Source organism: Lentzea rhizosphaerae (assembly GCF_042649515.1).
GTDB lineage: Bacteria > Actinomycetota > Actinomycetes > Mycobacteriales > Pseudonocardiaceae > Lentzea > Lentzea aerocolonigenes.
Genome location: NZ_JBHRZI010000015.1, coordinates 157,089 through 178,841, shown reverse-complemented (window position 1 = coordinate 178,841; position 21,753 = coordinate 157,089). Strand labels below are relative to the sequence as shown.

Genomic DNA, 21,753 nt, shown 5'->3' with positions numbered 1-21,753 from the left:
TCAGGAAACCACACCGCGTCCAGCCGTTTAGAGCGTGCCGCCTTCGAGGACCGGCTTGAGCTTGGGCGCACCGGGTCCGTGCGAGGCCTGTTCGTCGTCGATGTTCTGCAACGCGCAGCTGCGCAACGACAGGCAGCCGCACCCGATGCAGCCGTTCAGCCGGTCGCGCAGGCGGAACAGGGCGTCGATGCGGGCGTCGAGCTCCGTCTTCCACGAGCGGGAGAGCCGTTCCCAGTCCGACTTCGTGGGAGTGCGGTTGTCCGGCAGCTGGGCCAGCGCGTCGCGGACGTCCTCCAGGCTGAGGCCCACGCGTTGCGCGGTGCGGATGAAGGCCAGGCGGCGCAGCACCGAGCGCTGGTAGCGCCGCTGGTTGCCCGCGGTGCGGACGGAGGCGATCAGGCCCCTGTCCTCGTAGAAGCGCAGGGCGGTGTGGGGAACGCCGCTGCGTTCGGCGACCTGGCCGATGGTCAGCATTTCCGGCAACTTGCTCACCGGATCATCGTAACCGCTTGACCTCCAGCTTGGTCGAGGTTGAACAGTTGGTGCCATGCAACGGATACCAGGGCTCTTCGCGAGGATGACCGGGGACGAGAAGCACGAGTGGGCGGCGGCCTCCACGATCGACGTGCTCTGGGTCCTGTACGACCGGGTCCTCAACGTCACGCCCGCCACCGTCGACGACCCCGGCCGCGACCGGTTCCTGCTGTCCAAGGGTCACGGACCGATGGCCTACTACGCGGTGCTGGCGGAAAAGGGGTTCATCGACGAGTCCATTTTGGACGACTGGACGTCGTGGGACAGCCCGCTCGGCCAGCACCCCGACCGCATCCTGGTGCGCGGTGTCGAGATCAGCAGCGGCTCGCTCGGTCACGGCCTGCCGATCGCCGTCGGCACCGCGATCGGGCAGCGGATCGCGAAGAGCGAGGGGCGCACGTTCGTGCTGGTCGGCGACGGTGAGCTGGACGAGGGCAGCAACCACGAGGCCATCGCGGTGGCGGCACGGCTGGGCGTCGCGAACCTCACCGCCATCGTGATCGACAACGACAACTCCATGCACGGCTGGCCCGGCGGCATCGCGAGGCGGTTCGCGGTCGAGGGCTGGCAGACCACCGAGATCGACGGCCGCGACCACGAGGCCATCTTCACCGCACTGACCGAGCCGCACGACCGCCCGCTCGCGGTCGTCGCCAAGATCGAGAAGAGCTACTGATGACCATGCGCGAGGCCTTCGTCCGGACGGTCAACGAGGGGATCGAGAACGACCCGCGGGTCACCGTGGTCACCGCGGTGATCTCCGCCGGCAACTTCCCGCAGGAGAACGAACGCGTCGTGGACGTCGGGATCCGCGAGCAGACCATGGTGGGTGTGGCGGGCGGTCTGGCGCTGGCGGGGCTGCGGCCGGTCGTGCACAGCTACGCGCCGTTCCTCGTCGAACGGCCGTACGAGCAGATCAAGCTCGACATCGGTCATCAGGACGTGGGCGCGGTGTTCGTGAGCATCGGTGCGTCCTACGACGACCCCGTGTGGGGCCGCACGCACCAGTCGCCGGGCGACGTCGCGTTGTTCGACACGCTTCCCGGGTGGACTGTGCACGTGCCGGGACATCCGGACGAGGTCACGCCTCTTCTGCAGCAGGCACTGAAGGACGACAACCGGGTCTACGTCAGGCTTTCACTGCACGAGAACACGCAGGCGTATCCGGTGGGTGAGGGATTCACCGCGCTGCGTCACGGAAAACGCGGTGTGGTGCTCGCCGTCGGCCCGATGCTCGACCGCGTCCTCAAGGCCGTCGACTCCGAGAACGCCGACCTCACGGTGTTGTACGCGTCGACGATTCGACCGTTCGACTCGGACGGACTGCGCAAGGCGGTGCAGGAGACGGACCACGCGGACGTGATGGTGGTGGAGCCGTACCTCGAGGGGACTTCAGCCCATCTGATTTCCGATTCGCTGCAACTAATTCCGCACCGTGTGCGTTGTATAGGCGTCAAACGACACGCAGAGCTCCGCAACTACGGCACGGCCGAGGACCACGACGCCGCGCACGACCTGGACGTGGTCGGGTTGGGTAGCGCTGTGCGGAGTTTCTTCAGGGGGTGAAGAAACATGTTCGCAGTCATGGGGGATGACTGGACCGGCGCGCCTTCCCGCGCCGTTTAGGACGATGCGGCCGCACGCGGCAGGGGCGTGCGGCCGCATCCTCCGTCTGGACGCTTTGCGGTACGCCCTCCTCCGCCCGCCGGGGCGAGGAGGAATGATGTTGCACGTGAGAATGCTGATCTGGACGCCGTTGAACGCCGCCGAGCTCCAGAAGGCCATGCACAGCGGCAACGTGGGTCCCGCGGCGCTCGTCCCGGTGCAGTCCGGCACGGTGCTGCTGCCTCCGCCCGGCACCAGGCTCAACGAGGCCGCGTACATGACGAACAGGGTGCGCAAGATCGCGGGTGGGGCCGCCCTCGCGGTGTGGAACGACGACGCCGCGTTTCTCTACCTCTTCACGACCAGCCTGGGCCGCGCCTCGATGTGGGGTTCGCGCGAGGCGATCCTGCGGTTGTCGGCCCAGGCCAAGCAGTCGGGCCCGGTCGGGATGTTCTTCGACCGCGCCACCGGGGGCCTCGTCAACCTGCGCGAGAAGGAGAAGTGGCAGCTCGACGCCATCGACAAGCTCGCGGTGCTGCACCCGGCGGCGGGCCGCAAGGCTCCGCTCGAACGCATCCGCGACTTCGAGAACGGCGCGAACGCGATCCCCGACTTCTTCCGGGCGGCGGGACTGCCGGAGGTCGCGCAGGTCGCCGAGCTGACCGAGCAGGGCCGTGCGGACATCGTGCTGCAGACGCTCGAGGCGCCGCACGCGCAGAAGTGGCCGCTCGCGTTGTTCCTGCCGTTGATCGTGCTGACGGCGTTGGTGACGATGCTGTTCAACATCCCGGCCGTCGTCTACTACGTCATCGGCGCGCTGCTCATCGTGCTGCTGGCCGCACTGATGGTCGCGCTCCGGCGGCAGCTCGTGCGCCGGAAACCGATCAACACCGTGTTGCCGGTCATACCGGTTACGCAGGGTGCCGTCCCCACCGACTAACCTGGTCGTCGTGGCACGTGTCGTCGTACTTGACTATGGCTCCGGCAACCTGCGCTCCGCCGAGCGCGCGCTTCAGCGGGTCGGCGCCCATGTCGAGGTGACGTCGGACCCGAAGGCCGCGCGCGAGGCGGACGGTCTGGTCGTGCCCGGCGTCGGCGCGTACGCGGCGTGCATGGAAGGCCTGAACTCGGTGCGCGGCGCCCGCATCATCGGCGAGCGCCTCGCCGGTGGCCGGCCCGTGCTCGGCATCTGCGTGGGCATGCAGATCCTGTTCGAGCGCGGCATCGAGCACGGCGTGCTGACCGAGGGCTGCGGCGAGTGGCCCGGCACCGTCGAGCGGCTCGAGGCGCCGATCGTGCCGCACATGGGCTGGAACACGGTCCGCGCGCCGGAGGGGTCGCAGCTCTTCGCGGGCCTCGACGAGGACACCCGGTTCTACTTCGTGCACTCCTACGGCGTGCGCAAGTGGGAGCTGGAGCCCGCGGACCACATCAAGGCGCCGCTCGTGACGTGGGCCGACCACTCCGGCGACGAGTTCGTGGCCGCGGTCGAGAACGGACCGCTGTGGGCTACGCAGTTCCACCCGGAGAAGTCCGGCGATGCCGGGGCGCACCTGCTGAAGAACTGGTTGACTAGCTTGTCGTGATCACACGACTGCTGACGGTGACCGCGATCGTGGCTGCCACCGTCGCCGTGCCCGGTGGCGCGCTCGCGGCACCGGCTCCGTTCCACGACACGTTCGACAACGCCGTGGACGCCGATCCGGCCTACGGCCTCAACGACAACCTCGTGCAGCGCCAGGGCACCGGTGCCGTCACGTACAGCCGGGTGTCCGGCAGGTGGAACACCGGTGACGTGCCACGGCCGTGGTTCGCGCAGGTCAACCACCCGAACCACCGCGGCAAGCTGTCGATGCACCTCGGCACCACGGCCGTGCGCCTCGATGCGCCGTCCACCGGGTCGACGATCTCGGCGACGCTGACGCCCGTAGCGGGTGACCGCACGTCCGGCGACTGGTCGTCGATCGCGCTGAGCTCGTCCGCGAACAGCTGGGGTTATGTGTCCAATGCGGACATCGACCTCGGCTTCCTGGTGCGCGCCAACGGAGGCGTGCAGGTCTTCCGGTCGGGGAGTCCGATCGTGACGCTGCCCGCGTTCGCCGCGGCCAGGAGCGACGGCTCGTTCGACGTGGAGCTGAAGCTGACCGGGCCGGAGCTCGGCCTGACCGTCAACGGGAACCACCGGGCGATCACGCTGGCCACGCCGGTGCCGACGGGCAGGCTGTGGGTCTACCTCGGCCGCTACTCCGACAACGACCAGACCGTCAGCCTCGTGGACGATCTCGACGTCGAGCGTCTGAACTCCGACGACCTGCGCAAGGCTCCCGGCTCGGATCTCCGCTACTACGGCTACTTCGCGGCGCGGATCACTCAGGCCGGCGGTAACCACCTGCCGGAGGTGCGCGGCCGCGGCAACCTCAACTGGGTCCAGATCAGCGACGTCGACACCTACCGCCCGGAGGTGCTGCAGGACTGTGCTCCGGCGGGTTGCGTCGTCTACACGGGCAACGAGTTCTTCGACTGCGACGCGGCCGGATGCCCGCTGCACCCGAACGCGGCGGCGCGCTGGCAGGTCCTCGCGGAGAAGGTGCGGCCGTACCTCGACCGTGTCGCCGGTTTCGTGCTGCAGGACGAGCCGTTCCACCACGGGGCGCGCTTCGCGGACGTCGAGTACTCGGCGCAGCAGATCAAGAACACCTTCCACGACAAGAAGGTCATGCTGATCGAGGCCGGCCCGAAGATCGACGACACCTTCACCGTGCCCGTCGCCGTCGACTGGGTCGGCTTCGACGAGTACTGCATCGGCTACGGCGAGCTCGAAGCCCGCATGGCCGAGCTCGAGGAGCGGGCGCCGGGCAAGGAGCTGTTCCTGCTGCCGGAAGCGGCACCCCAGTCGTGGTGCGCGGACAGGACCGATGCCGATCTCGAAAGCACCCAGTACGCGTACCTGGCTCTGGCGAAGGAGCACCCGCGGTTCGTCGGCATGATGGTCTTCGGGCCGTGGACGGGCGTCGGACCTGCCGCGACGGGACCGGGCACGCCTGTCCCGTCGAAGTTCCCGCGGGCCACCGACGCGCAGGAGCGCGTGGCAGCGCTCGTGCTGGGGGAAGCTAGGCTGAGCGGGTGACGTTCACACTCCTCCCCGCTGTTGACGTGGCCGACGGCAAGGCCGTGCGCCTCGTGCAGGGCGAAGCCGGTACCGAGACGAACTACGGCGAGCCGCTCGACGCGGCCCTGCAGTGGCAGCGCGACGGGGCGGAGTGGATCCATCTGGTCGACCTCGACGCCGCGTTCGGGCGTGGCTCGAACCGCGAACTGGTCGCCCGCGTCGTCGGCGAGCTCGACGTGAAGGTGGAGCTGTCCGGCGGCATCCGCGACGACGCGTCGCTGGAGGCCGCGCTGGCCACCGGTTGCGCCCGCGTGAACCTGGGCACCGCCGCGCTGGAGGACCCGGAGTGGTGCGCGAAGGCGATCGCCGCCCACGGCGAGAAGATCGCGGTGGGCCTGGACGTCCGCATCACCGAGCAGGGCCACCGGGTCAAGGGCCGCGGCTGGACGTCGGACGGCGGTGACCTCTGGGAGGTCCTCGACCGGCTCGACCGCGACGGCTGCGCGCGTTACGTCGTCACGGACGTGTCGAAGGACGGCACGTTGAAGGGCCCGAACCTGGAGCTGCTGAGCGAGGTCTGCGCCCGCACCGACGCCCCGGTGATCGCGTCCGGCGGCGTGTCCAGTGTGGACGATCTGGTCGCGCTGGCGAAGCTGTCGCGCGACGGCGTGGAGGGCTCGATCATCGGCAAGGCCCTGTACGCCGGTGCTTTCACGCTCCCGGAAGCACTTGCTGCGGTCCGTTGACGACCTTCTCGACGTGAGCGGCCGCGGCGGCGTGCGTGACACCGGTGTTGTGCAGCACGTCAGCCGCGGTCCCTTCTTCTTCGAGCAGCACGCCGAGCAGGATGTGCTCGGTGCCGATGAACATGTGACCCATCCTGAGTGCCTCGCGCACGGCCAGTTCGAGGGCCTTCTTGCAGTGCGTGGTGTACGGCTGCTTGTCCGGCCGTTGCTTGGCCTCGGTGTCGAGCCGGTTCAGCACGGCGATGCGCGTGCTGCCGTCGCCTGACTCCAGCTTCGAGATCGTCTTGGCCGCGAGGCCGCCCGACTCGTCGAGCAGGCCGAGCAGCAGGTGCTCGGTGCCGATCCGCTCGCTGAACCGCGCGTGGTGCCTCGCTAGCGCGATCACCCGGCGTGAGCGCTGGGTGTAGCGCTCCATCGACGGCTTGCTGAGCTCCGGCGACTCCTTGGGCACGAACCGCTTCTGCGCGGCCTGCTTCGTGACGCCGAGGCTCTCGCCGATCTCGGCCCAGCTCGCGCCGCCGCGGCGTGCCTCGTCGACGAAGTGGCCGATCAGGTGGTCGCCGAGCTCGTTCAGCTGACCGCTCATCTCGACGGCCTTCGCGAGGCGCACGAGGGAGTCGTCGGCCTCCCGGGCGACCGTGACGATGAGGTCGGTCAACTGGATCATGCCGTCAACTCTAGGTTGACGCTGAGCGTCGGGTCAACCTCAGGTTGACGCGGGCGTGATCTCGATGCCGATGGTGCCCGCGCGACCGCGGCGCAGCTTGCTGCCCGTCATGGTCAACCAGCCCATGAAGCCGTACTTCTTCACGATGCGCGCACGGACGTCGTCGCTCGCGTCGTCGTCGAGCAACCTTGCGCGCGCCTTGACCGACACGCCCTTCGGGTTGCCCTTGAAGTCGCACGCCCCGATCTCCACGTCCCCGCTGCGCCGGATCCGCTTGACCTTGCCGGTGTCCTTGGCGCTCCAGGCGTAGATCACGTCACCGCTGCCGGGCGCGACCCAGACCGGCGTGGGCACCGGGGTGCCGTCCTTGCGGAACGTCGTCAGCAGCAGGTACTGGCCCTGGCCCAACTCGGTGATCATGGTGTCCAGCGTAGTCCCGAAACGGCTGCTTGTAGGCTTTCCCGCATGTCAGTCGCTGTCCGCGTGATCCCCTGTCTCGACGTCGACCGGGGCCGGGTGGTGAAGGGTGTCAACTTCACGAACCTCGTCGACGCGGGCGACCCGGTCGAGCTCGCCAGGGCGTACGACGCCGAGGGTGCCGACGAGCTGACGTTCCTCGACGTGACGGCCTCCAGCGGTGACCGTGAGACCACCTACGACGTGGTGCGTCGCACGGCAGAACAGGTGTTCATCCCGCTCACGGTCGGTGGCGGCGTGCGCAGCCCGGAAGACGTCAACAAGCTGTTGCGCGCGGGTGCGGACAAGGTCAGCCTCAACACCGCCGCGATCGCACGGCCGGAACTGCTGCGCGAGTGCTCCGAGCGCTACGGCGCGCAGTGCATCGTGCTGTCGGTCGACGCGCGGCGCGTGCCCGGCGGCACCGGCTTCGAGGTCACCACGCACGGCGGGCGCACCGGCACCGGCATCGACGCCGTGGAGTGGGCGGCGCGCGGCCAGGAGCTGGGCGTCGGCGAGATCCTGCTGAACTCGATGGACGCCGACGGCACCAAGGCCGGGTTCGACCTCGAGCTCATCGAACTGGTGCGGCGCGAGGTCGACGTGCCCCTCATCGCGAGCGGCGGTGCCGGCGCGATCGACCACTTCCCGCCCGCGGTCGCCGCTGGTGCGGACGCCGTGCTGGCGGCCAGCGTGTTCCACTTCGGACAGCTCCGCATCAGCGAGGTCAAGGACGGCCTGCGCCAGGCCGGCGTCGTGGTCCGATGACCCCCGTCGAGGTGCGGGTGGCCTCGACGGTCGCGTTCGGCGGTGCGCTGGTGTTCTTCGCGGTCGGCCTGGTCCTGTGGCGCTCGACCGGCGACGCGGACGTGCTGAAGCTGCCGTCGTTCATCGCACTCGTCGAACTGCCCGTGGCGGCGGCGTTGTTGTTGCGCCTGCGGTTCATGCACTACCCGGCGATGGTGGTGTTCGTCCTCGTCACGTTGCTGCACCTGGTGATCGTGCTGGCCGACGGACCCGCGTGGGCCCGTGTGGCGTCCGGAGTGCTGTCCGTCGTGCACATCTACGGAGTGGTCCTGCTCAACACCGGACCCGCTCGTGAACACCTGGGAGGACCCCGTTGAGCAGCCCGCTCGATCCCACCATCTCCGCCCGGCTGAAGCGCACGCCGGACGGCCTGGTGTGCGCGGTCGCCCAGCAGCGCGACACCCGTGAGGTGCTCATGGTGGCGTGGATGGACGACGAGGCGCTGCACCGCACGCTCACGACCCGTCGCGCGACCTACTACTCGCGCAGCCGCCAGCAGCTGTGGGTGAAGGGCGAGACGTCCGGGCACACCCAGTACGTGCACGAGGTGCGGCTGGACTGCGACGGCGACACGCTGCTGCTGATCGTCGACCAGGTGGGCGCGGCGTGCCACACGGGGGACCGGACCTGCTTCGACGCGACGGTGCTGCTGACCGACGCCGGCTAGGGCCACTGTCGAAGTCGAGCGGCTCAGACAAACCGAACCTATTTTTTTGGCGCGAAAAGCACGTTCGGGCCGATAGATGGCCCGAACGTGCTTTTCGCGCCAAAACAACAGGCGCGGTTGTCCGGTGCGGTTAGTCCAGGTCGCCGGTCAGGTAGCGCTGCATGTTCGGCGCGATCGCCTTGACCACGGTCTCCACGTCCGTCGACGCCAGCGGTTCGAAGTGCACGACGTACCGGACGATGCCGAGCCCGACCATCTGCGTGGCACACAGCGTGGCGCGCAGCTCGCGTTGCTCGGCGCCGATCTCGGTGAGCAGGTTCTTGAAGATCGCGTTGACGAAGAACGACTTCAGCGCGTTCGCCACCTCGGGCTGGCTGGTGACGCTGCGGATCAGCGCGGCGAAGGTGCCGCCGCCGGTCGCGTCCCACACGGTGACGAACGTGCGGATGATGCGCTCACCCGCCTGCTCCACCGGGCCGTCGAGCAGGCGCTTGAGGATCTCGGAGGGGTCGAACGGGAGTTGCAGCACGGCCTGGGCGAACAGGCCCTCCTTGCCGCCGAACCAGTGGTTGACCATGGCCGCGTCCACGCCCGCCTTGGCGGCGATCGCGCGGACCGTCGCGCCGTCGTAGCCCTTTTCGACGAAGACCTCTCGTGCTGCTGCGATGAGGGCGGCTCTGGTGTCCTCCCCCGCGGCGCGGCGGCCTCGGCGTTTCTGGTTCACTTGCTCCACAGGGCCATAGTTCAACAGATGTTGAATTTATGCAACAATTGTCGGCATGGTGAGCGTCATCGGGGCCGTGGCCGCCGCTGGTCTGGGGGCCGTGAGTCCCACGCGTGAGGAGTTCCGCGAGCTCGCGGTCAACCGCCGGGTCATTCCGGTGGTCCGCAAGCTGCTCGCGGACGCGGAGACCCCGGTCGGTCTGTACCGCAAGCTGGGGGCCAACCAGTCCGGCACGTTCCTGTTCGAGTCGGCGGAGAACGGGCGCTCCTGGTCGCGGTGGTCGTTCATCGGCGTGAGGTCCTCCGCGGCGCTCACGGCGACCGGTGGTGAGGCGTTCTGGACCGGCACGCGGCCCGTTGGCCTGCCCGACGGCGGCGACCCGCTGCTGGCGCTGCGCGAGACGGTCGAGGTGCTGCGCACGGACCCGTTGCCCGGCCTCCCGCCCCTGACCGGCGGCATGGTCGGCTACATCGGCTACGACGCGGTGCGGCGGCTGGAGCGGCTGCCGAACATCGCCGAGGACGACCTGAAGCTCCCCGAGCTGGTCATGCTGCTCGCGACCGACCTGGCGGCGCTCGACCACCACGAGGGCACCGTCACGCTCATCGCGAACGCCATCAACTGGGACGACTCGCCCGAGCGCGTCGACGAGGCGTACGACGACGCGGTGCGCCGTCTCGACGAGATGACCACGGCGCTGCACACGCCCGCGCCGCCGACCGCGGCGGTGTTCACGCGGCCCAAGCCGGAGTTCCGGCGCCGGCGTTCGCAGGCCGAGCACTTCGAGGCCGTCGAGAAGGCCAAGGAGGCCATCCGGGCCGGTGAGGCGTTCCAGATCGTGGTGTCGCAGCGGTTCGAGATCGACACGGACGCCGACGCGCTCGACATCTACCGCGTGCTGCGCACGACGAACCCCAGCCCGTACATGTACCTGCTGCGGCTCGACGGGTTCGACATCGTGGGCTGCAGCCCCGAGTCGCTGGTGACGGTGCGCGACGGCAAGGCGACCACGCACCCGATCGCGGGCACCCGGTGGCGTGCGGAGGACCCGGAGGAGGACGCACTGCTGGAGAAGGACCTCCTCTCCGACCACAAGGAGCGCGCCGAGCACCTGATGCTCGTCGACCTCGGCCGCAACGACCTGGGCCGCGTCTGCAAGCCGGGTTCCGTGCACGTCGTCGACTTCTTCAAGGTCGAGCGGTACAGCCACGTCATGCACATCGTGTCGACCGTGACCGGTGAACTGGCTGAGGGCAAGACTGCCTACGACGCGGTCGCCGCGTGCTTCCCGGCCGGGACGTTGTCCGGTGCGCCCAAGCCGCGCGCGATGGAGCTCATCGAGGAGCTGGAGCCCACGCGGCGCGGCCTCTACGGCGGCGTCGTGGGCTACTTCGACTTCGCCGGGGACGCGGACACCGCCATCGCCATCCGCACCGCCCTGGTGCGCGACGGGGTGGCGTACGTGCAGGCCGGCGGCGGCATCGTGGCCGACTCGGACCCGCTCGCCGAGGACAACGAGTGCCTGAACAAGGCGGGCGCGGTGCTGGCCGCGATCGCCACCGCCCAGACGATGGCCCCAGCCGTTGAAAATTAGCCGCTCTGTCGGACGCAGTCCTCTGTGGATCGCCGCGCTCCTGCTCGTGGGCGCGGCGGGTGCCTTCTGGGGTGCGGGTTCGGTGCCGGTCGCGTTGCTCAGCCTCGCGTCCGTGGCCGCGGTCGTCGCGTTGAGCGGGGTGGCACGCCGGGTGCTCGGGGCGTTGCTGATCGTGGTCGGCATCGCGGCCGCGTTCTCCGGGCACTGGCTGGCGATCGTCGGCGGCGTGCTCGTGGCGGGCTCAGGCGTGCTTCAGGTGCTCCTGGGGGCGCGCATGCCGAAGATCGGGGTGGGCGGGCAGAAGACCCGCGCGCACGACCCCGAGACGGACATGTGGCGCGCGCTGGAGCGCGGAGATGATCCGACTGACGACAGGACGCCCGGCGGAGCTTCCTCGAACGAGTGAAGATCATTCATCGGCGTTCACGCATGTGACACGCGCACAACCCCGGCTAGCTGCGTGGACACCGAACCCCCGGTGGCTGGGTCGTTACTCCGCCGGGGTTAGCATCCCCATAGCGGGAAGGGGAGCAAGACTGTGACGGTTCTCGAGTCGATCCTCGAAGGTGTGCGTGAGGATCTCGCCGCTCGCGAGGCTCAGTTGTCCTTCGACGTCGTCAAGGAGCGCGCGGCCAGGACCGCCCCGCCGCTCGACGTGATGTCAGTGCTGCGCGGTCCGAACGTGGGTGTCATCGCCGAGGTCAAGCGCCGCAGCCCCTCCAAGGGCGCGCTGGCGGAGATCCCCGAGCCGGCCGAGCTCGCGGCCGCGTACGAGGCGGGTGGCGCGTCGGTCATCAGCGTGCTGACCGAGCAGCGCCGCTTCGGCGGGTCGCTGGCCGACCTCGACGCCGTCCGGCGGACGGTGAAGATCCCACTGCTGCGCAAGGACTTCATCGTGTCGCCGTACCAGGTGCACGAGGCGCGCATGCACGGTGCGGACCTGGTGCTGCTGATCGTGGCGGCGCTGGAGCAGAACGCGCTGGTGTCGCTGCTCGACCGGGTCGAGTCGCTCGGCATGACGGCCCTCGTCGAGGTGCACACGGCCGAGGAGGCCGACCGCGCCCTGGAGGCGGGCGCGTCCGTCATCGGCGTGAACGCGCGCAACCTCCACACGTTGGAGGTCGATAAAGACGTTTTCGGCAGGATCGCTCCCGGACTACCCTTCGAGACGATCAAGATCGCCGAATCGGGCGTGACCGGCCCTGGCGACCTGATGGCTTACGCCGGCGCGGGTGCTGACGCGGTGCTCGTCGGTGAAAGCCTGGTGACCAGCGGCGACCCCAAGGCCGCCGTGAACAAGCTGGTGACCGCCGGCTCGCACCCCGCGTGCCCGCGGCCCAGTCGATAACAGCGCTAGAGGAGCTATCCGATGGGCCAGTTCACGCCCACGCCGCACGATCCCGACGCACGTGGCCACTTCGGCCCGTGGGGTGGCCGGTTCGTCCCGGAGGCCCTGATCGCGGCGGTGGACGAGCTGGCCGCCGAGTACGACAAGGCCCGCCTGGACCCGGACTTCGTCAACGAGTTCAAGCGCCTGCTGAAGGACTTCGCGGGCCGCCCGTCCCTGTTGACCGAGGCCCCGAAGTTCGCGGAGCACGCCGGCACGCGGGTCTTCCTCAAGCGCGAGGACCTCAACCACACCGGTTCGCACAAGATCAACAACGTGCTCGGCCAGGCGTTGCTGACCAAGCGCATGGGCAAGAAGCGCGTGATCGCCGAGACGGGCGCCGGCCAGCACGGCGTCGCGACGGCCACCGCGTGCGCGCTGCTCGGGCTCGACTGCGTCGTCTACATGGGCGAGGTCGACACCGAGCGCCAGGCGCTCAACGTCGCCCGCATGCGCCTGCTGGGCGCCGAGGTCATCCCGGTGAAGTCCGGCTCGCGCACCCTGAAGGACGCGATCAACGAGGCGTTGCGCGACTGGGTCACCAACGTCGACGAGACGCACTACCTGCTCGGCACGGCGGCGGGCCCGCACCCGTTCCCGTTGCTGGTCCGCGACTTCCACCGCGTGATCGGCATCGAGGCGCGTGAGCAGATCCTCGAGAAGGCGGGCAGGCTGCCCGACGCGGTCGTCGCCTGCGTCGGAGGTGGTTCGAACGCGATCGGCATCTTCCACGGCTTCATCGACGACACCGACGTCCGGCTGGTCGGCGTCGAGCCCGGCGGGTCCGGCCTCGACAGCGGCAGCCACGGCGCCACGCTGACGGCCGGCACGCCCGGTTCGCTGCACGGCGCGATGTCGTACGTGATGCAGGACGACGACGGCCAGATCACCGAGGCGCACTCGATCTCCGCGGGCCTCGACTACCCCGGCGTGGGCCCCGAGCACTCGCACCTCAAGGACATCGGCCGCGCCGAGTACTTCCCGGTCACCGACGACGAGGCCATGCAGGCCTTCGCGTTGCTCTCGCGCACCGAGGGCATCATCCCGGCGATCGAGTCCTCGCACGCCCTCGCGGGCGCGCTCAAGCTCGGCCCGGAGCTCGGCCCCGACGGCTTGCTGATCGTCAACCTCTCCGGTCGCGGGGACAAGGACATGGACACGGCCGTGAAGTACTTCGGCCTCGCGGACGGGGGACAGGCCTGATGTCGGTGTCTGAGGTTTTCGCTTCCGCGCGTGCGGAGTCGCGTGCCGCTCTGATCGGTTACCTGCCCGCGGGCTTCCCGACGGTCTCCGGTTCCAAGGACTACCTCCATTCGATGGTCGAGTCGGGTTGTGACCTCCTCGAGGTCGGCCTGCCGTTCTCCGACCCCGTGATGGACGGCCCGACGATCCAGGCCGCGGCCGAGCAGGCGTTGTCCGCCGGGTTCCGCGTGCGCGACCTGTTCGACGTCGTGGCCTCCGTGGCCGACGCCGGTGGCCGTGCCGTCGTGATGACCTACTGGAACCCCGTGCTGCGCTACGGCGTGGACGCGTTCGCGCGCGACCTCGCCGCGGCAGGTGGCCTCGGGATCATCACGCCCGACCTCGTACCGGACGAGGCCGACGACTGGATGGCGGCTTCGGAAGCCCACGGCCTGGACCGCATCTTCCTCGTCGCGCCGTCGTCGACGGAGGAGCGCATCGACATGACCGCGCGCGCCTCCTCGGGCTTCCTGTACGCCACCGCGGTCATGGGCGTCACGGGCGCCCGCGACGTCGTGTCGTCCGCTGCCCCCGAACTGGTCGCGCGGGTCCGTGAGCACACCTCGATCCCCGTCGGCGTCGGGCTGGGCGTGCGGTCCGGTGCACAGGCCGCGGAGATCGCTGGGTTCGCGGACGGCGTGATCGTCGGGTCGGCGTTCGTGTCGGCCGTGGCCGAGGGTGACGGCGCCGTGCGTGCGCTGGCGGCGGACCTGGCCAAGGGCGTGCGGTCGGCTGCGGCGACCGTCTGATCCTCCTTTCTCGTGGAACCGCTCGGCCTTCGGGTCGGGCGGTTTTGCTTTGTGGTCGGCGGTGTGGGCTTTGCGGTTGGGGGCTGCGGGTCGGGCGATTCTGCTTTGCGATCGGCGCTTCGGGCCGGGTGGTTTGCTTGTGGAGTCGGCGCCGCGGTCCGGGCGAGGCTCAGCGGTGTGTGCCGCCGCGAGCGCACTGCTCGGCGCGGGCCGCCCAGTTGCCGTGTGCCGCCGCGAGTGCGCTGCTCGACGCGAGCGACCCAGTTGCCGCGTGCCGGTTCCGCAATCGAGCTCAAGCCGATGCGCCTCGACGCGAGTGGTGACCACGCACATCGCGGCAGCGTTTGCCGGTGCTGGCCTTCCGGGGCCGCCTGGCGTCCTCGATCGCGCATTCCCTGGTGAAACCGGCTCTGCAGCGCCGGCTTCACGTGTTGTCGGGTGGCGCGGTTTACAGCTTTGAACGGTTGAACACTGTGCTCGCCATCGAGTTGGTTGTCGGGATGGCGGGTATTCAGTTGTGGGTTCCGTGCCTCCTTTCGGACCCTTTACCTTCCTCCAACAGCATGACACACATTCGAACACCTGATCGAGTGAATCTCGGTCGATTGGGCTCAAAACCCCGTTCGACCACCTGCTTGACCTGCGATCGTGGCGCTATGCACAAGCCAGCTCCCACCACGGCGTGCCACACTGGTACTCGCCGGGCGGTTTTCGGAGGTGATGCCCTGTGGCGGCTCCAGCAGAAACGGCACCAGCCAAGTACCTGTTGCCGCGGCACGTGGGCCCCTGGTCACTCGACGACGTCCTGTCCCTGCCGGAGGACAACAGCCAACGCGTCGAGCTCGTCGACGGGATGCTTCTCGTGAGCCCGCTGGGGTCGTACGCCCATCAGCAACTGGTGGGCCGCTCGTTCGCCGCGTTGCTCAACGCCTGTCCGCGCGACCTCGAGGCGACCGTCGAGCTGAACGTCCTGCTTTCCAGCGGGCGATTGGTGATCCCGGATTTCACGGTGGTGAGGCCGAGGGAAGCGGGCGTCATGTTCCCGGTTTCCGACGTCGTGCTCGTCGGCGAGGTGTTCTCACCGAGCACAAGGCTGAACGACGAGGGCCTGAAGCGCAGCCTGTACGCCCAGGCGGGAATCCCGTACTACCTGATGGTCGATCCTGAGCCGGGAGTCGTCGAGGCGACGCTGCTCGAACTGCAGGGCGAAGAGTACGTCGAGATCGCGACCAGCGAGGACGGCGTGCTGGAGGTCGAGCGGCCGTTCCCGGTCACCATCAGGTTCTAGCTAGTAGTGCTTCGTAAGGTTGCACTGACCTGCAGGTATGCGAACGGATCGGCTGTTGGACGCGCACCGCGAGCTCTGCGGCGAGGTGGCGCTACCCGCTCTCGCGGCCACTACCAGCAAAGTTGGCAGTAGTTAGCGTGATCAGTAAACGATTACATTCGCCGCTAAGTACAGCCAACTGACGGACACGACACCGTGAGAGCGCGACTACTCGCGCTTTTGCTGCCCAGACTCCTGGTCGACCTGACAAAGCACTACTAGCTCACGAATCCGGCGCGCTGAGTCCGCGAATGCAGTCTGGTGAGCCGAGTCCTCCGGGCCCGCGAGCCCACGAACCCGGCCCAGACCGAGCGCACGACCTCGCCGGACCGAGCCTGCACACGCCGCACCCCACAGGCCCCCGCCCCAGCCATGCACCACCCACAACGCGCGAATCTGCGCCGCCAGCGCGTCCTCAGAGCACACGCGCGCACCGGCAAAACCCCTCGTCAGCCCAGGTGCGCGCATCACGACGTCGACCACCGCAGTCGATCTCCGGCACCACGCCCGCGCCACCGCCAGGGTTCGGGCCGGTAACGATCGTGCGTCCGAACGAGACCCACACGAGGCCACCGGTACGGTGGGCCACGTGTTGAACGGGTTGAACGCCGTCCTGGCCACGATCCCGAGCCCAGACCGTGGTGTTTGGTACCTCGGTCCGCTCCCCATCAGGGCCTACGCGCTGTGCATCATCGCCGGCATCATCGTCGCCATCTGGTGGGGTGAGCGCCGCTGGGTCGAACGTGGTGGCATCAAGGGTGAGGTCACCGACATCGCCGTGTGGGCGGTGCCGTTCGGGCTGGTGGGTGGGCGGCTCTACCACGTCATCACCGACAACCAGAAGTACTTCGGGCCGGGCAAGAACCCGCTCGCGGCGCTCGAGATCTGGAACGGTGGTCTCGGGATCTGGGGTGCCATCGCGCTCGGTGCGGTGGGTGCCTGGATCGGGTGCCGGCGCAAGGGCATTCCGTTGCCCGCGATGGCGGACGCGCTGGCGCCCGGCATCGTCGTGGCGCAGGCCATCGGGCGGCTCGGCAACTACTTCAACCAGGAGCTCTACGGCGGCGACACGACGTTGCCGTGGGGCCTGGAGATCTACCGCCGCGTCACGCCTGAGGGGCGTGAGGACGCGCTGGCCGGTGTCGCCATCGACCACACGCCGATTCAGGTCGTGCACCCGACGTTCCTCTACGAGCTGCTGTGGAACCTCGGTGTCGCCCTGCTGATCGTGTGGGCCGACCGCAGGTTCCGGCTGGGTCACGGGCGGGTGTTCGCGCTCTACGTCGCCGGCTACACGGCCGGGCGGTTCTGGATCGAGCTGATGCGGACGGACGAGGCGACGCTCATCTTCGGCACGCGGGTCAACGTGTTCGTGTCGGCGTTGGTGTTCCTCGGTGCGGTGGCCTACTTCGTCATCGCCAGGTCGCGTGGTGAGCGTGAGGACGTTGCGGCCCTGCGTGGCACTCCGGCTGAAGACGTCGAAGACACCGCAGCCGAACCGGCCGAGGAAGCCGACGTCGTCGAGAACAAGGACGACGCCGAGAAGAAGAACTCCACGGAGTCCGTCAACTCCCCGGAGACCGTCAAACCGGAGTGATCTGTGCGCGTGCTCGTCGTCGAGGATGACGACCGGGTGGCCAGAGGCCTGCTGACCGCGCTGCGGCACGCCGGCTACGAGGTGCATCGGGTGGCCACGGCCGCCGACGCGCTGCGTGCCGCGCCCGCCGACGTGGTGTTGCTCGACCTCGGCCTGCCCGACGGGGACGGCCTGGACGTGCTGCGCGAGCTGCGGCACCGTCCGGGCACCGCCGTCATCACCGTGACCGCGCGCGGTGAGGAACGCGAACGCGTGCTCGGACTGCGGGCGGGTGCCGACGACTACGTCGTGAAGCCGTTCGGCACGTCCGAGCTCCTCGCCAGGATCGAGGCCGTGTTGCGCAGAACCCGCACCCATCGGGCGGAACCGGAGAGCGAGGCGCCGGTCCAGGTCGGCGCGCTGGAACTCTCCCCGACGACGAGAGCCGTCACGCTCGCCGGGGAGCCGCTGTCGCTGACCCGCAAGGAGTTCGACCTGCTCGCCCTGCTCGCGGCCCGCAAGGGTGAGGTCGTGAGCCGCGACTTCATCGTCGACCAGGTGTGGCAGGCGCACTGGGAGGCGCCGTCGCGGACGCTGGACACGCACATCGCGGCGTTGCGCGGGAAGCTCGGCGGGCACGTCAAGATCGAGACCGTGCGGGGCGTGGGCTACCGGCTCGCCACGTGACGAGTCTCCGAGAGACATCCACAGGCACGTGCGGAACAATCGCAACCGATGCTCCGCCGACTGCTCGTCATCACCGTTCCGCTGCTCGTCGCCCTGGTCGCGGCGCTGGGCATTCCCTTGGCGTCCGCGGTGGTGCAGCGGGAAACGCAGACCACCTATCTCGACCGCCTCGGTGACGCCAGCAGGTTCGCCTCGCTCGGCGAGAGCGCGCTGCAGTCGGACCGGCTGGAGGCGCTGAGTCAGGAGATCCAGCGCTACGACGCCCTCTACGACGTCCCGGTGGCCCTGGTCAGCGCGGACAAGCGGATCCTGCTGGCCTCACGTCTCGGCTTCAACCCCACCGCCGACCCCGAGGTCACGAAGGCCCTCGACACGGCGCTGAACGGCGGCATAAGGCCCGAACCCGACTACACGGGCTGGCCGTGGCGCACCGGGCCGATGGTCGTCGTCGAACCGGTCGGCAGGGACAGTGAGGTGGTGGCCGCGGTCGTCACGATCTCGCAGACCCAGGGCCTGAGGCACGAGGTGCTGCGTCAATGGGGGCTCATGGCGCTCGCGGGCCTCGCCCCGATGCTCGCCGTGGTCGCCGCCGCCTGGCCGATGTCGCGGTGGGTGCTCCGGCCGGTCAGCAAGCTCGACGAGGCCACCGCCGCCGTCGCCCAGGGCAACCTCGACGTGCGGGCGGACGAGGTCGGCGGCCCGCCGGAGCTCCGCCGGCTCGCGAAGAGCTTCAACACCATGGTCGACGTCGTCGGCAGAGCCCTGAACAGGCAGAAGGCGTTCGTCGCCGACGCCTCCCACCAGCTGCGCAACCCGCTGGCCAGCCTCAGGCTCGCCGTGGACAACCTCGAACCGCACGTCCGGAGCGAGCACGGCAGGGAAGCGCACCAGATCGCGGTCGAGGAGGCCGAGGAGATGGGCCGCGTGCTCGACACGCTGCTCGCGGCCACGCGGCTCGACAGCGCCCGGCAGACCGAGCCCGTCGACATCGACCAGCTCCTCGCGACCCACAAACCGGCGTGGCAGGCGCTCGCGAGCCAGGCCGACATCACGTTGAAGATCGACATGCCGGCCGGGCTCACCATGCAGGAGCCGCCGGGCGGCCTGGGCAGCGTGCTGGACGAGCTCGTCAGCAACGCCATCCGGCTCGCCAACGCGACCGAGGTCCGGGTGACCGGCAGCCCCGGCGAGCTGCACGTCATCGACAACGGCGACGGCCTGAACGACGAGGAACGCGAGCAGGCGCTGCACCGGTTCTGGCGGGCCACCAAGCACCAGAACATTGCGGGCACCGGGCTGGGCCTCGCAATCTGCGCCGAGCTCATCGAGTCGGCGGGCGGCACGCTCACCCTGCACAACGCCCACCCCGGCCTGGACGTGAGGGTGGCCCTCAGCGCTTCACGGAACGGAACCACCGCATAGCGCCGTCGTGCAGCGGCACGAGGCCGGTGGCGATGCCGGTGCGCACGTTGATCCGCGACGCCTCCGGGTGGCCCTCCACGATCCGCGCCGTCTCGGTGAACACCGTGCGCGTCACGACCTCGACCACGTCCGCGCTCAGCGACTCGCGCGCCAGCAGCAGGTTCGGCACCGCGAACGTCGGGTTCGCCACCACGCCCTCGTAGGTGGTGCTGGGGATCGTCGCCGGGATGTACGGCCCCTTGTAGGCGTCGGCGAACTTGATGGCCTCCGCGGCGATGTCGATCAGCCGCACCTTGCCCTTGAGGTCGGTGATCGCGGGCGTCGGGATGCCGGTCAGCGCGAGCATCGCGTCCAGCGATCCGTCCGCGACCCGCCGTGACGCCTCCGAGTGCGCCATGCGTTCGGCCATTGTGGACACGTTGAACGTCTTGAGCATCCGCGTGGAGGTGAACTCCGTGCCGGAACCGGTGGGGCCCAACGAGATCCGCTTGCCCGCCAGGTCGGAGAACGTGTGGATCGGCGACGAGATCGGCACCGCGATCTGCATGAAGCTGTCGTAGAGCCGCCCGACCGCGCGGACGCTCTGCGGGTCGTCGATCGGATCCAAAGAGGACAGTGCGAGCTGTGCCTCGCCGGAGCGCAGCAGCTGGAGGTTCTCGACCGACGCCGCGGTCGGGATCGCCGTCACCTTCGTGCCGGGCAGCTGCTCGGCCAGCGCGGCTGCCAGCGCCCCGCCGACCTCGCGGAAGACCGCACCCTCCGGCCCCGTCGCGAGCACCAGTTCAGCGGGCGCGTCGACCCTGCGCGGGGTACACCCGGCGAGGGCCAGTCCGGCCCCTAGCAGAAGTGTGCGACGGCTGAGCGACACCGGCGAAGCCTAGCTGTTACGTCAGGGCTGTCTGAAGTTTCCTGACGTCGGCTTGTCGGGCCCTGTGGCGCGGCCCACCCTCCTACCAACGCGAAGTTCAAGGAGGAACCGTGGCGACCACGACCACAGGCCGCAAACCGATCTACAAGCACCTGTACTTCTGGGTGCTTGTCTCCATCGTGCTGGGCGCAGCAGTGGGCTTCCTGTTCCCGAAACAGGCGGCCGAGATGAAGTGGCTCGCCGATCTGTTCGTCAACCTCGTCAAGGTCGTCATCGCGCCGACCATCTTCGCGACGATCATCGTCGGCATCGCGGGCCTCGGAAACCTCGCCAAGGCGGGCGGGCTCGCACTGCGGACGATCCTCTACTTCACCGCGATGACCACGGTGGCGCTCGCCATCGGCCTCATCGTCGTGAACGTCGTGGCGCCGGGTCACCACGGCGGTGAGATCGAGCTCAACGCCAAGGCCGCGGACGCCACGCTGAAGTCGGCGGCGAGCGCGGAGACCGGTGTCACCGGCTTCATCCTCAGCCTGATCCCGAAGTCGTTCGTCAGCGCGTTCACGGACGGTCAGTTGATCCAGGTCCTCGTCATCGCGATCCTCGTGGCCGTCGCCGTGGCGGGCATGGGTGAGCGCGGCGCCAGGGTCGTCTCCGCGATGGAGACCCTGTCCAAGGTCATGTTCGGCATCATCAAGATCGTCATGTACGCGGCGCCGATCGGTGCGTTCGGTGGCATCGCCTACACGGTCGGCAAGTTCGGCGGCGGCATCCTCAGCAAGCTGCTGTGGCTGATGGGTTCCTTCTACGCCACCTGTTTCCTGTTCGTCGTCATCGTGCTCGGCATCGTGGCGCGGATCGCGGGCTTCAGCCTGCTGAAGTTCCTTCGCTACATCAAGGACGAGATCCTGATCGTCCTCGGCACGTCGTCCAGCGAGTCCGTCCTGCCGCGCATGATGGTCAAGCTGGAGGCGGCGGGCGCGCAGAAGTCGGTCGTCGGCCTCACCATCCCGACCGGATACTCGTTCAACCTCGACGGCACGTGCATCTACCTGACCATGGGCGCGATCTTCATCGCCCAGGCCACCGGCCACGACGTGTCGATCGGTGTCCAGATCGGCCTGCTGCTGTTCATGCTGATCGCGTCGAAGGGCGCGGCGGGCGTCACCGGCGCCGGCCTGGTCACGCTGGCCGCCTCGCTGCAGGCCTTCGAGGCCCACTCGGCCATCCCCGCGGTCGGCATCGCGCTGATCGTCGGCATCGACCGCTTCATGTCCGAGGCCCGCGCCATCACCAACGTGATCGGCAACGGTGTCGGGTCGCTCGTGGTCGCCGCCTGGCAGAAGGGGCTTGACAAGGAGCGCCTCAACGAGGTGCTGAACAACCCGGACCTCGTCGACGTCGACGACCTGCTCGAGAAGCAGCACGCCGAGTCCGACAAGGTGGCGGCTGCTCACTGAGACGTCCGTGACCGGAGGCGTCTCTTCCCGCCTCCGGTCACGCGACCAGACCTCCATGTATGCCGAGGTCCCGTTCTCCCGCATGCGGCGCGGGTGAACGGGACCTCGGTCTTCACGCGGTCTTTT

At 69.0% G+C, this 21,753-nt stretch carries 24 protein-coding genes; 19 read left to right on the top strand and 5 right to left on the bottom strand.

The window, feature by feature from the left end; translation table 11 throughout:
- Window positions 1-27: 27 nt before the first annotated feature.
- The gene (gene soxR / locus ACFOWZ_RS17730; protein ID WP_382375065.1) at window positions 28-474 is read right to left on the bottom strand and encodes a redox-sensitive transcriptional activator SoxR; all 447 of its coding nucleotides are present in this window, start codon (window positions 472-474) and stop codon (window positions 28-30) included.
- A 73-nt stretch (window positions 475-547) separates the two neighbouring features.
- On the opposite strand from soxR, the gene ACFOWZ_RS17725 reads away from it, so the two are divergent.
- The 6 genes from ACFOWZ_RS17725 (at window position 548) to priA (ending at window position 5,994) form a co-directional block, all read left to right on the top strand.
- Window positions 548-1,210, top strand: coding sequence for a thiamine pyrophosphate-dependent enzyme (locus ACFOWZ_RS17725; protein ID WP_382373770.1), 663 nt, complete (start codon window positions 548-550; stop codon window positions 1,208-1,210).
- Window positions 1,210-2,100, top strand: a complete 891-nt coding sequence (locus tag ACFOWZ_RS17720; RefSeq protein ID WP_382373768.1) for a transketolase family protein — start codon at window positions 1,210-1,212, stop codon at window positions 2,098-2,100. The genes ACFOWZ_RS17725 and ACFOWZ_RS17720 overlap by 1 nt, the downstream gene beginning before the upstream one ends.
- A gap of 157 nt (window positions 2,101-2,257) precedes the next feature.
- Window positions 2,258-3,079: a hypothetical protein gene (locus ACFOWZ_RS17715; protein ID WP_382373766.1), complete on the top strand. Its 822-nt coding sequence runs from the start codon at window positions 2,258-2,260 to the stop codon at window positions 3,077-3,079.
- A 10-nt stretch (window positions 3,080-3,089) separates the two neighbouring features.
- Window positions 3,090-3,725: an imidazole glycerol phosphate synthase subunit HisH gene (gene hisH / locus ACFOWZ_RS17710; protein ID WP_382373764.1), complete on the top strand. Its 636-nt coding sequence runs from the start codon at window positions 3,090-3,092 to the stop codon at window positions 3,723-3,725.
- Complete coding sequence (locus tag ACFOWZ_RS17705) at window positions 3,722-5,266, top strand: hypothetical protein (protein ID WP_382373762.1); 1,545 nt, start codon at window positions 3,722-3,724, stop codon at window positions 5,264-5,266. The genes hisH and ACFOWZ_RS17705 overlap by 4 nt, the downstream gene beginning before the upstream one ends.
- The gene (gene priA / locus ACFOWZ_RS17700; RefSeq protein WP_030471220.1) at window positions 5,263-5,994 is read left to right on the top strand and encodes a bifunctional 1-(5-phosphoribosyl)-5-((5-phosphoribosylamino)methylideneamino)imidazole-4-carboxamide isomerase/phosphoribosylanthranilate isomerase PriA; all 732 of its coding nucleotides are present in this window, start codon (window positions 5,263-5,265) and stop codon (window positions 5,992-5,994) included. The genes ACFOWZ_RS17705 and priA overlap by 4 nt, the downstream gene beginning before the upstream one ends.
- On the opposite strand, the gene ACFOWZ_RS17695 is transcribed toward priA, so the two are convergent.
- Together ACFOWZ_RS17695 and ACFOWZ_RS17690 are read right to left on the bottom strand one after the other, a co-directional pair.
- On the bottom strand, window positions 5,960-6,661 hold the full coding sequence (locus ACFOWZ_RS17695) for a Clp protease N-terminal domain-containing protein (protein ID WP_382373760.1): 702 nt from the start codon (window positions 6,659-6,661) through the stop codon (window positions 5,960-5,962). The two genes, priA and ACFOWZ_RS17695, sit on opposite strands and share 35 nt — an antisense overlap.
- Window positions 6,662-6,700: 39 nt before the next feature.
- A complete protein-coding gene (locus ACFOWZ_RS17690; RefSeq protein ID WP_382373758.1) occupies window positions 6,701-7,081 on the bottom strand; it encodes a PPOX class F420-dependent oxidoreductase in 381 nt (126 codons plus the stop codon).
- 45 nt (window positions 7,082-7,126) lie between these two features.
- Here ACFOWZ_RS17690 and hisF point away from each other — a divergent pair, with 45 nt between their 5' ends.
- The 3 genes from hisF to hisI are packed head-to-tail and all read left to right on the top strand — an operon-like array spanning window position 7,127 to window position 8,591.
- A complete protein-coding gene (hisF, locus tag ACFOWZ_RS17685; RefSeq protein WP_382373756.1) occupies window positions 7,127-7,885 on the top strand; it encodes an imidazole glycerol phosphate synthase subunit HisF in 759 nt (252 codons plus the stop codon).
- On the top strand, window positions 7,882-8,241 hold the full coding sequence (locus tag ACFOWZ_RS17680) for a hypothetical protein (protein WP_382373754.1): 360 nt from the start codon (window positions 7,882-7,884) through the stop codon (window positions 8,239-8,241). Before hisF ends, ACFOWZ_RS17680 begins: the two co-directional genes overlap by 4 nt.
- A complete protein-coding gene (gene hisI, locus ACFOWZ_RS17675) occupies window positions 8,238-8,591 on the top strand; it encodes a phosphoribosyl-AMP cyclohydrolase (RefSeq protein ID WP_382373752.1) in 354 nt (117 codons plus the stop codon). The genes ACFOWZ_RS17680 and hisI overlap by 4 nt, the downstream gene beginning before the upstream one ends.
- A gap of 130 nt (window positions 8,592-8,721) precedes the next feature.
- On the opposite strand, the gene ACFOWZ_RS17670 is transcribed toward hisI, so the two are convergent.
- Window positions 8,722-9,324, bottom strand: coding sequence for a TetR/AcrR family transcriptional regulator (locus tag ACFOWZ_RS17670; protein WP_382373750.1), 603 nt, complete (start codon window positions 9,322-9,324; stop codon window positions 8,722-8,724).
- A gap of 46 nt (window positions 9,325-9,370) precedes the next feature.
- On the opposite strand from ACFOWZ_RS17670, the gene ACFOWZ_RS17665 reads away from it, so the two are divergent.
- The 9 genes from ACFOWZ_RS17665 to ACFOWZ_RS17625 all read left to right on the top strand — a co-directional run bounded on the left by ACFOWZ_RS17665 (window position 9,371) and on the right by ACFOWZ_RS17625 (window position 19,299).
- Window positions 9,371-10,909, top strand: a complete 1,539-nt coding sequence (locus ACFOWZ_RS17665) for an anthranilate synthase component I (RefSeq protein WP_382373748.1) — start codon at window positions 9,371-9,373, stop codon at window positions 10,907-10,909.
- Window positions 10,910-10,955: 46 nt separating this feature from the next.
- Entirely contained in the window at window positions 10,956-11,315 is a 360-nt protein-coding gene (locus tag ACFOWZ_RS17660) for a Trp biosynthesis-associated membrane protein (protein ID WP_382373746.1), read from the top strand.
- Window positions 11,316-11,447: 132 nt separating this feature from the next.
- Entirely contained in the window at window positions 11,448-12,257 is an 810-nt protein-coding gene (gene trpC / locus ACFOWZ_RS17655; RefSeq protein ID WP_382373744.1) for an indole-3-glycerol phosphate synthase TrpC, read from the top strand.
- Window positions 12,258-12,278: 21 nt separating this feature from the next.
- Window positions 12,279-13,499, top strand: a complete 1,221-nt coding sequence (gene trpB, locus ACFOWZ_RS17650; RefSeq protein WP_382373742.1) for a tryptophan synthase subunit beta — start codon at window positions 12,279-12,281, stop codon at window positions 13,497-13,499.
- Window positions 13,499-14,287, top strand: a complete 789-nt coding sequence (trpA, locus tag ACFOWZ_RS17645; protein WP_382373740.1) for a tryptophan synthase subunit alpha — start codon at window positions 13,499-13,501, stop codon at window positions 14,285-14,287. Before trpB ends, trpA begins: the two co-directional genes overlap by 1 nt.
- A gap of 727 nt (window positions 14,288-15,014) precedes the next feature.
- On the top strand, window positions 15,015-15,575 hold the full coding sequence (locus ACFOWZ_RS17640) for a Uma2 family endonuclease (protein WP_382373738.1): 561 nt from the start codon (window positions 15,015-15,017) through the stop codon (window positions 15,573-15,575).
- 619 nt (window positions 15,576-16,194) lie between these two features.
- Window positions 16,195-17,211 carry a prolipoprotein diacylglyceryl transferase gene (lgt, locus tag ACFOWZ_RS17635; protein ID WP_382373736.1) on the top strand — a complete coding sequence of 339 codons (1,017 nt, stop codon included), beginning with the start codon at window positions 16,195-16,197 and terminating at the stop codon, window positions 17,209-17,211.
- Window positions 17,212-17,214: 3 nt separating this feature from the next.
- On the top strand, window positions 17,215-17,877 hold the full coding sequence (locus tag ACFOWZ_RS17630; protein ID WP_030471205.1) for a response regulator transcription factor: 663 nt from the start codon (window positions 17,215-17,217) through the stop codon (window positions 17,875-17,877).
- 48 nt (window positions 17,878-17,925) lie between these two features.
- The gene (locus tag ACFOWZ_RS17625) at window positions 17,926-19,299 is read left to right on the top strand and encodes a sensor histidine kinase (RefSeq protein ID WP_382373733.1); all 1,374 of its coding nucleotides are present in this window, start codon (window positions 17,926-17,928) and stop codon (window positions 19,297-19,299) included.
- Here ACFOWZ_RS17625 and ACFOWZ_RS17620 read toward each other — a convergent pair.
- Window positions 19,268-20,167 carry a TAXI family TRAP transporter solute-binding subunit gene (locus ACFOWZ_RS17620; RefSeq protein ID WP_382373731.1) on the bottom strand — a complete coding sequence of 300 codons (900 nt, stop codon included), beginning with the start codon at window positions 20,165-20,167 and terminating at the stop codon, window positions 19,268-19,270. The genes ACFOWZ_RS17625 and ACFOWZ_RS17620 overlap by 32 nt on opposite strands.
- A gap of 110 nt (window positions 20,168-20,277) precedes the next feature.
- Here ACFOWZ_RS17620 and dctA point away from each other — a divergent pair, with 110 nt between their 5' ends.
- On the top strand, window positions 20,278-21,627 hold the full coding sequence (dctA, locus tag ACFOWZ_RS17615; RefSeq protein ID WP_382373729.1) for a C4-dicarboxylate transporter DctA: 1,350 nt from the start codon (window positions 20,278-20,280) through the stop codon (window positions 21,625-21,627).
- Window positions 21,628-21,753 lie beyond the last annotated feature (126 nt).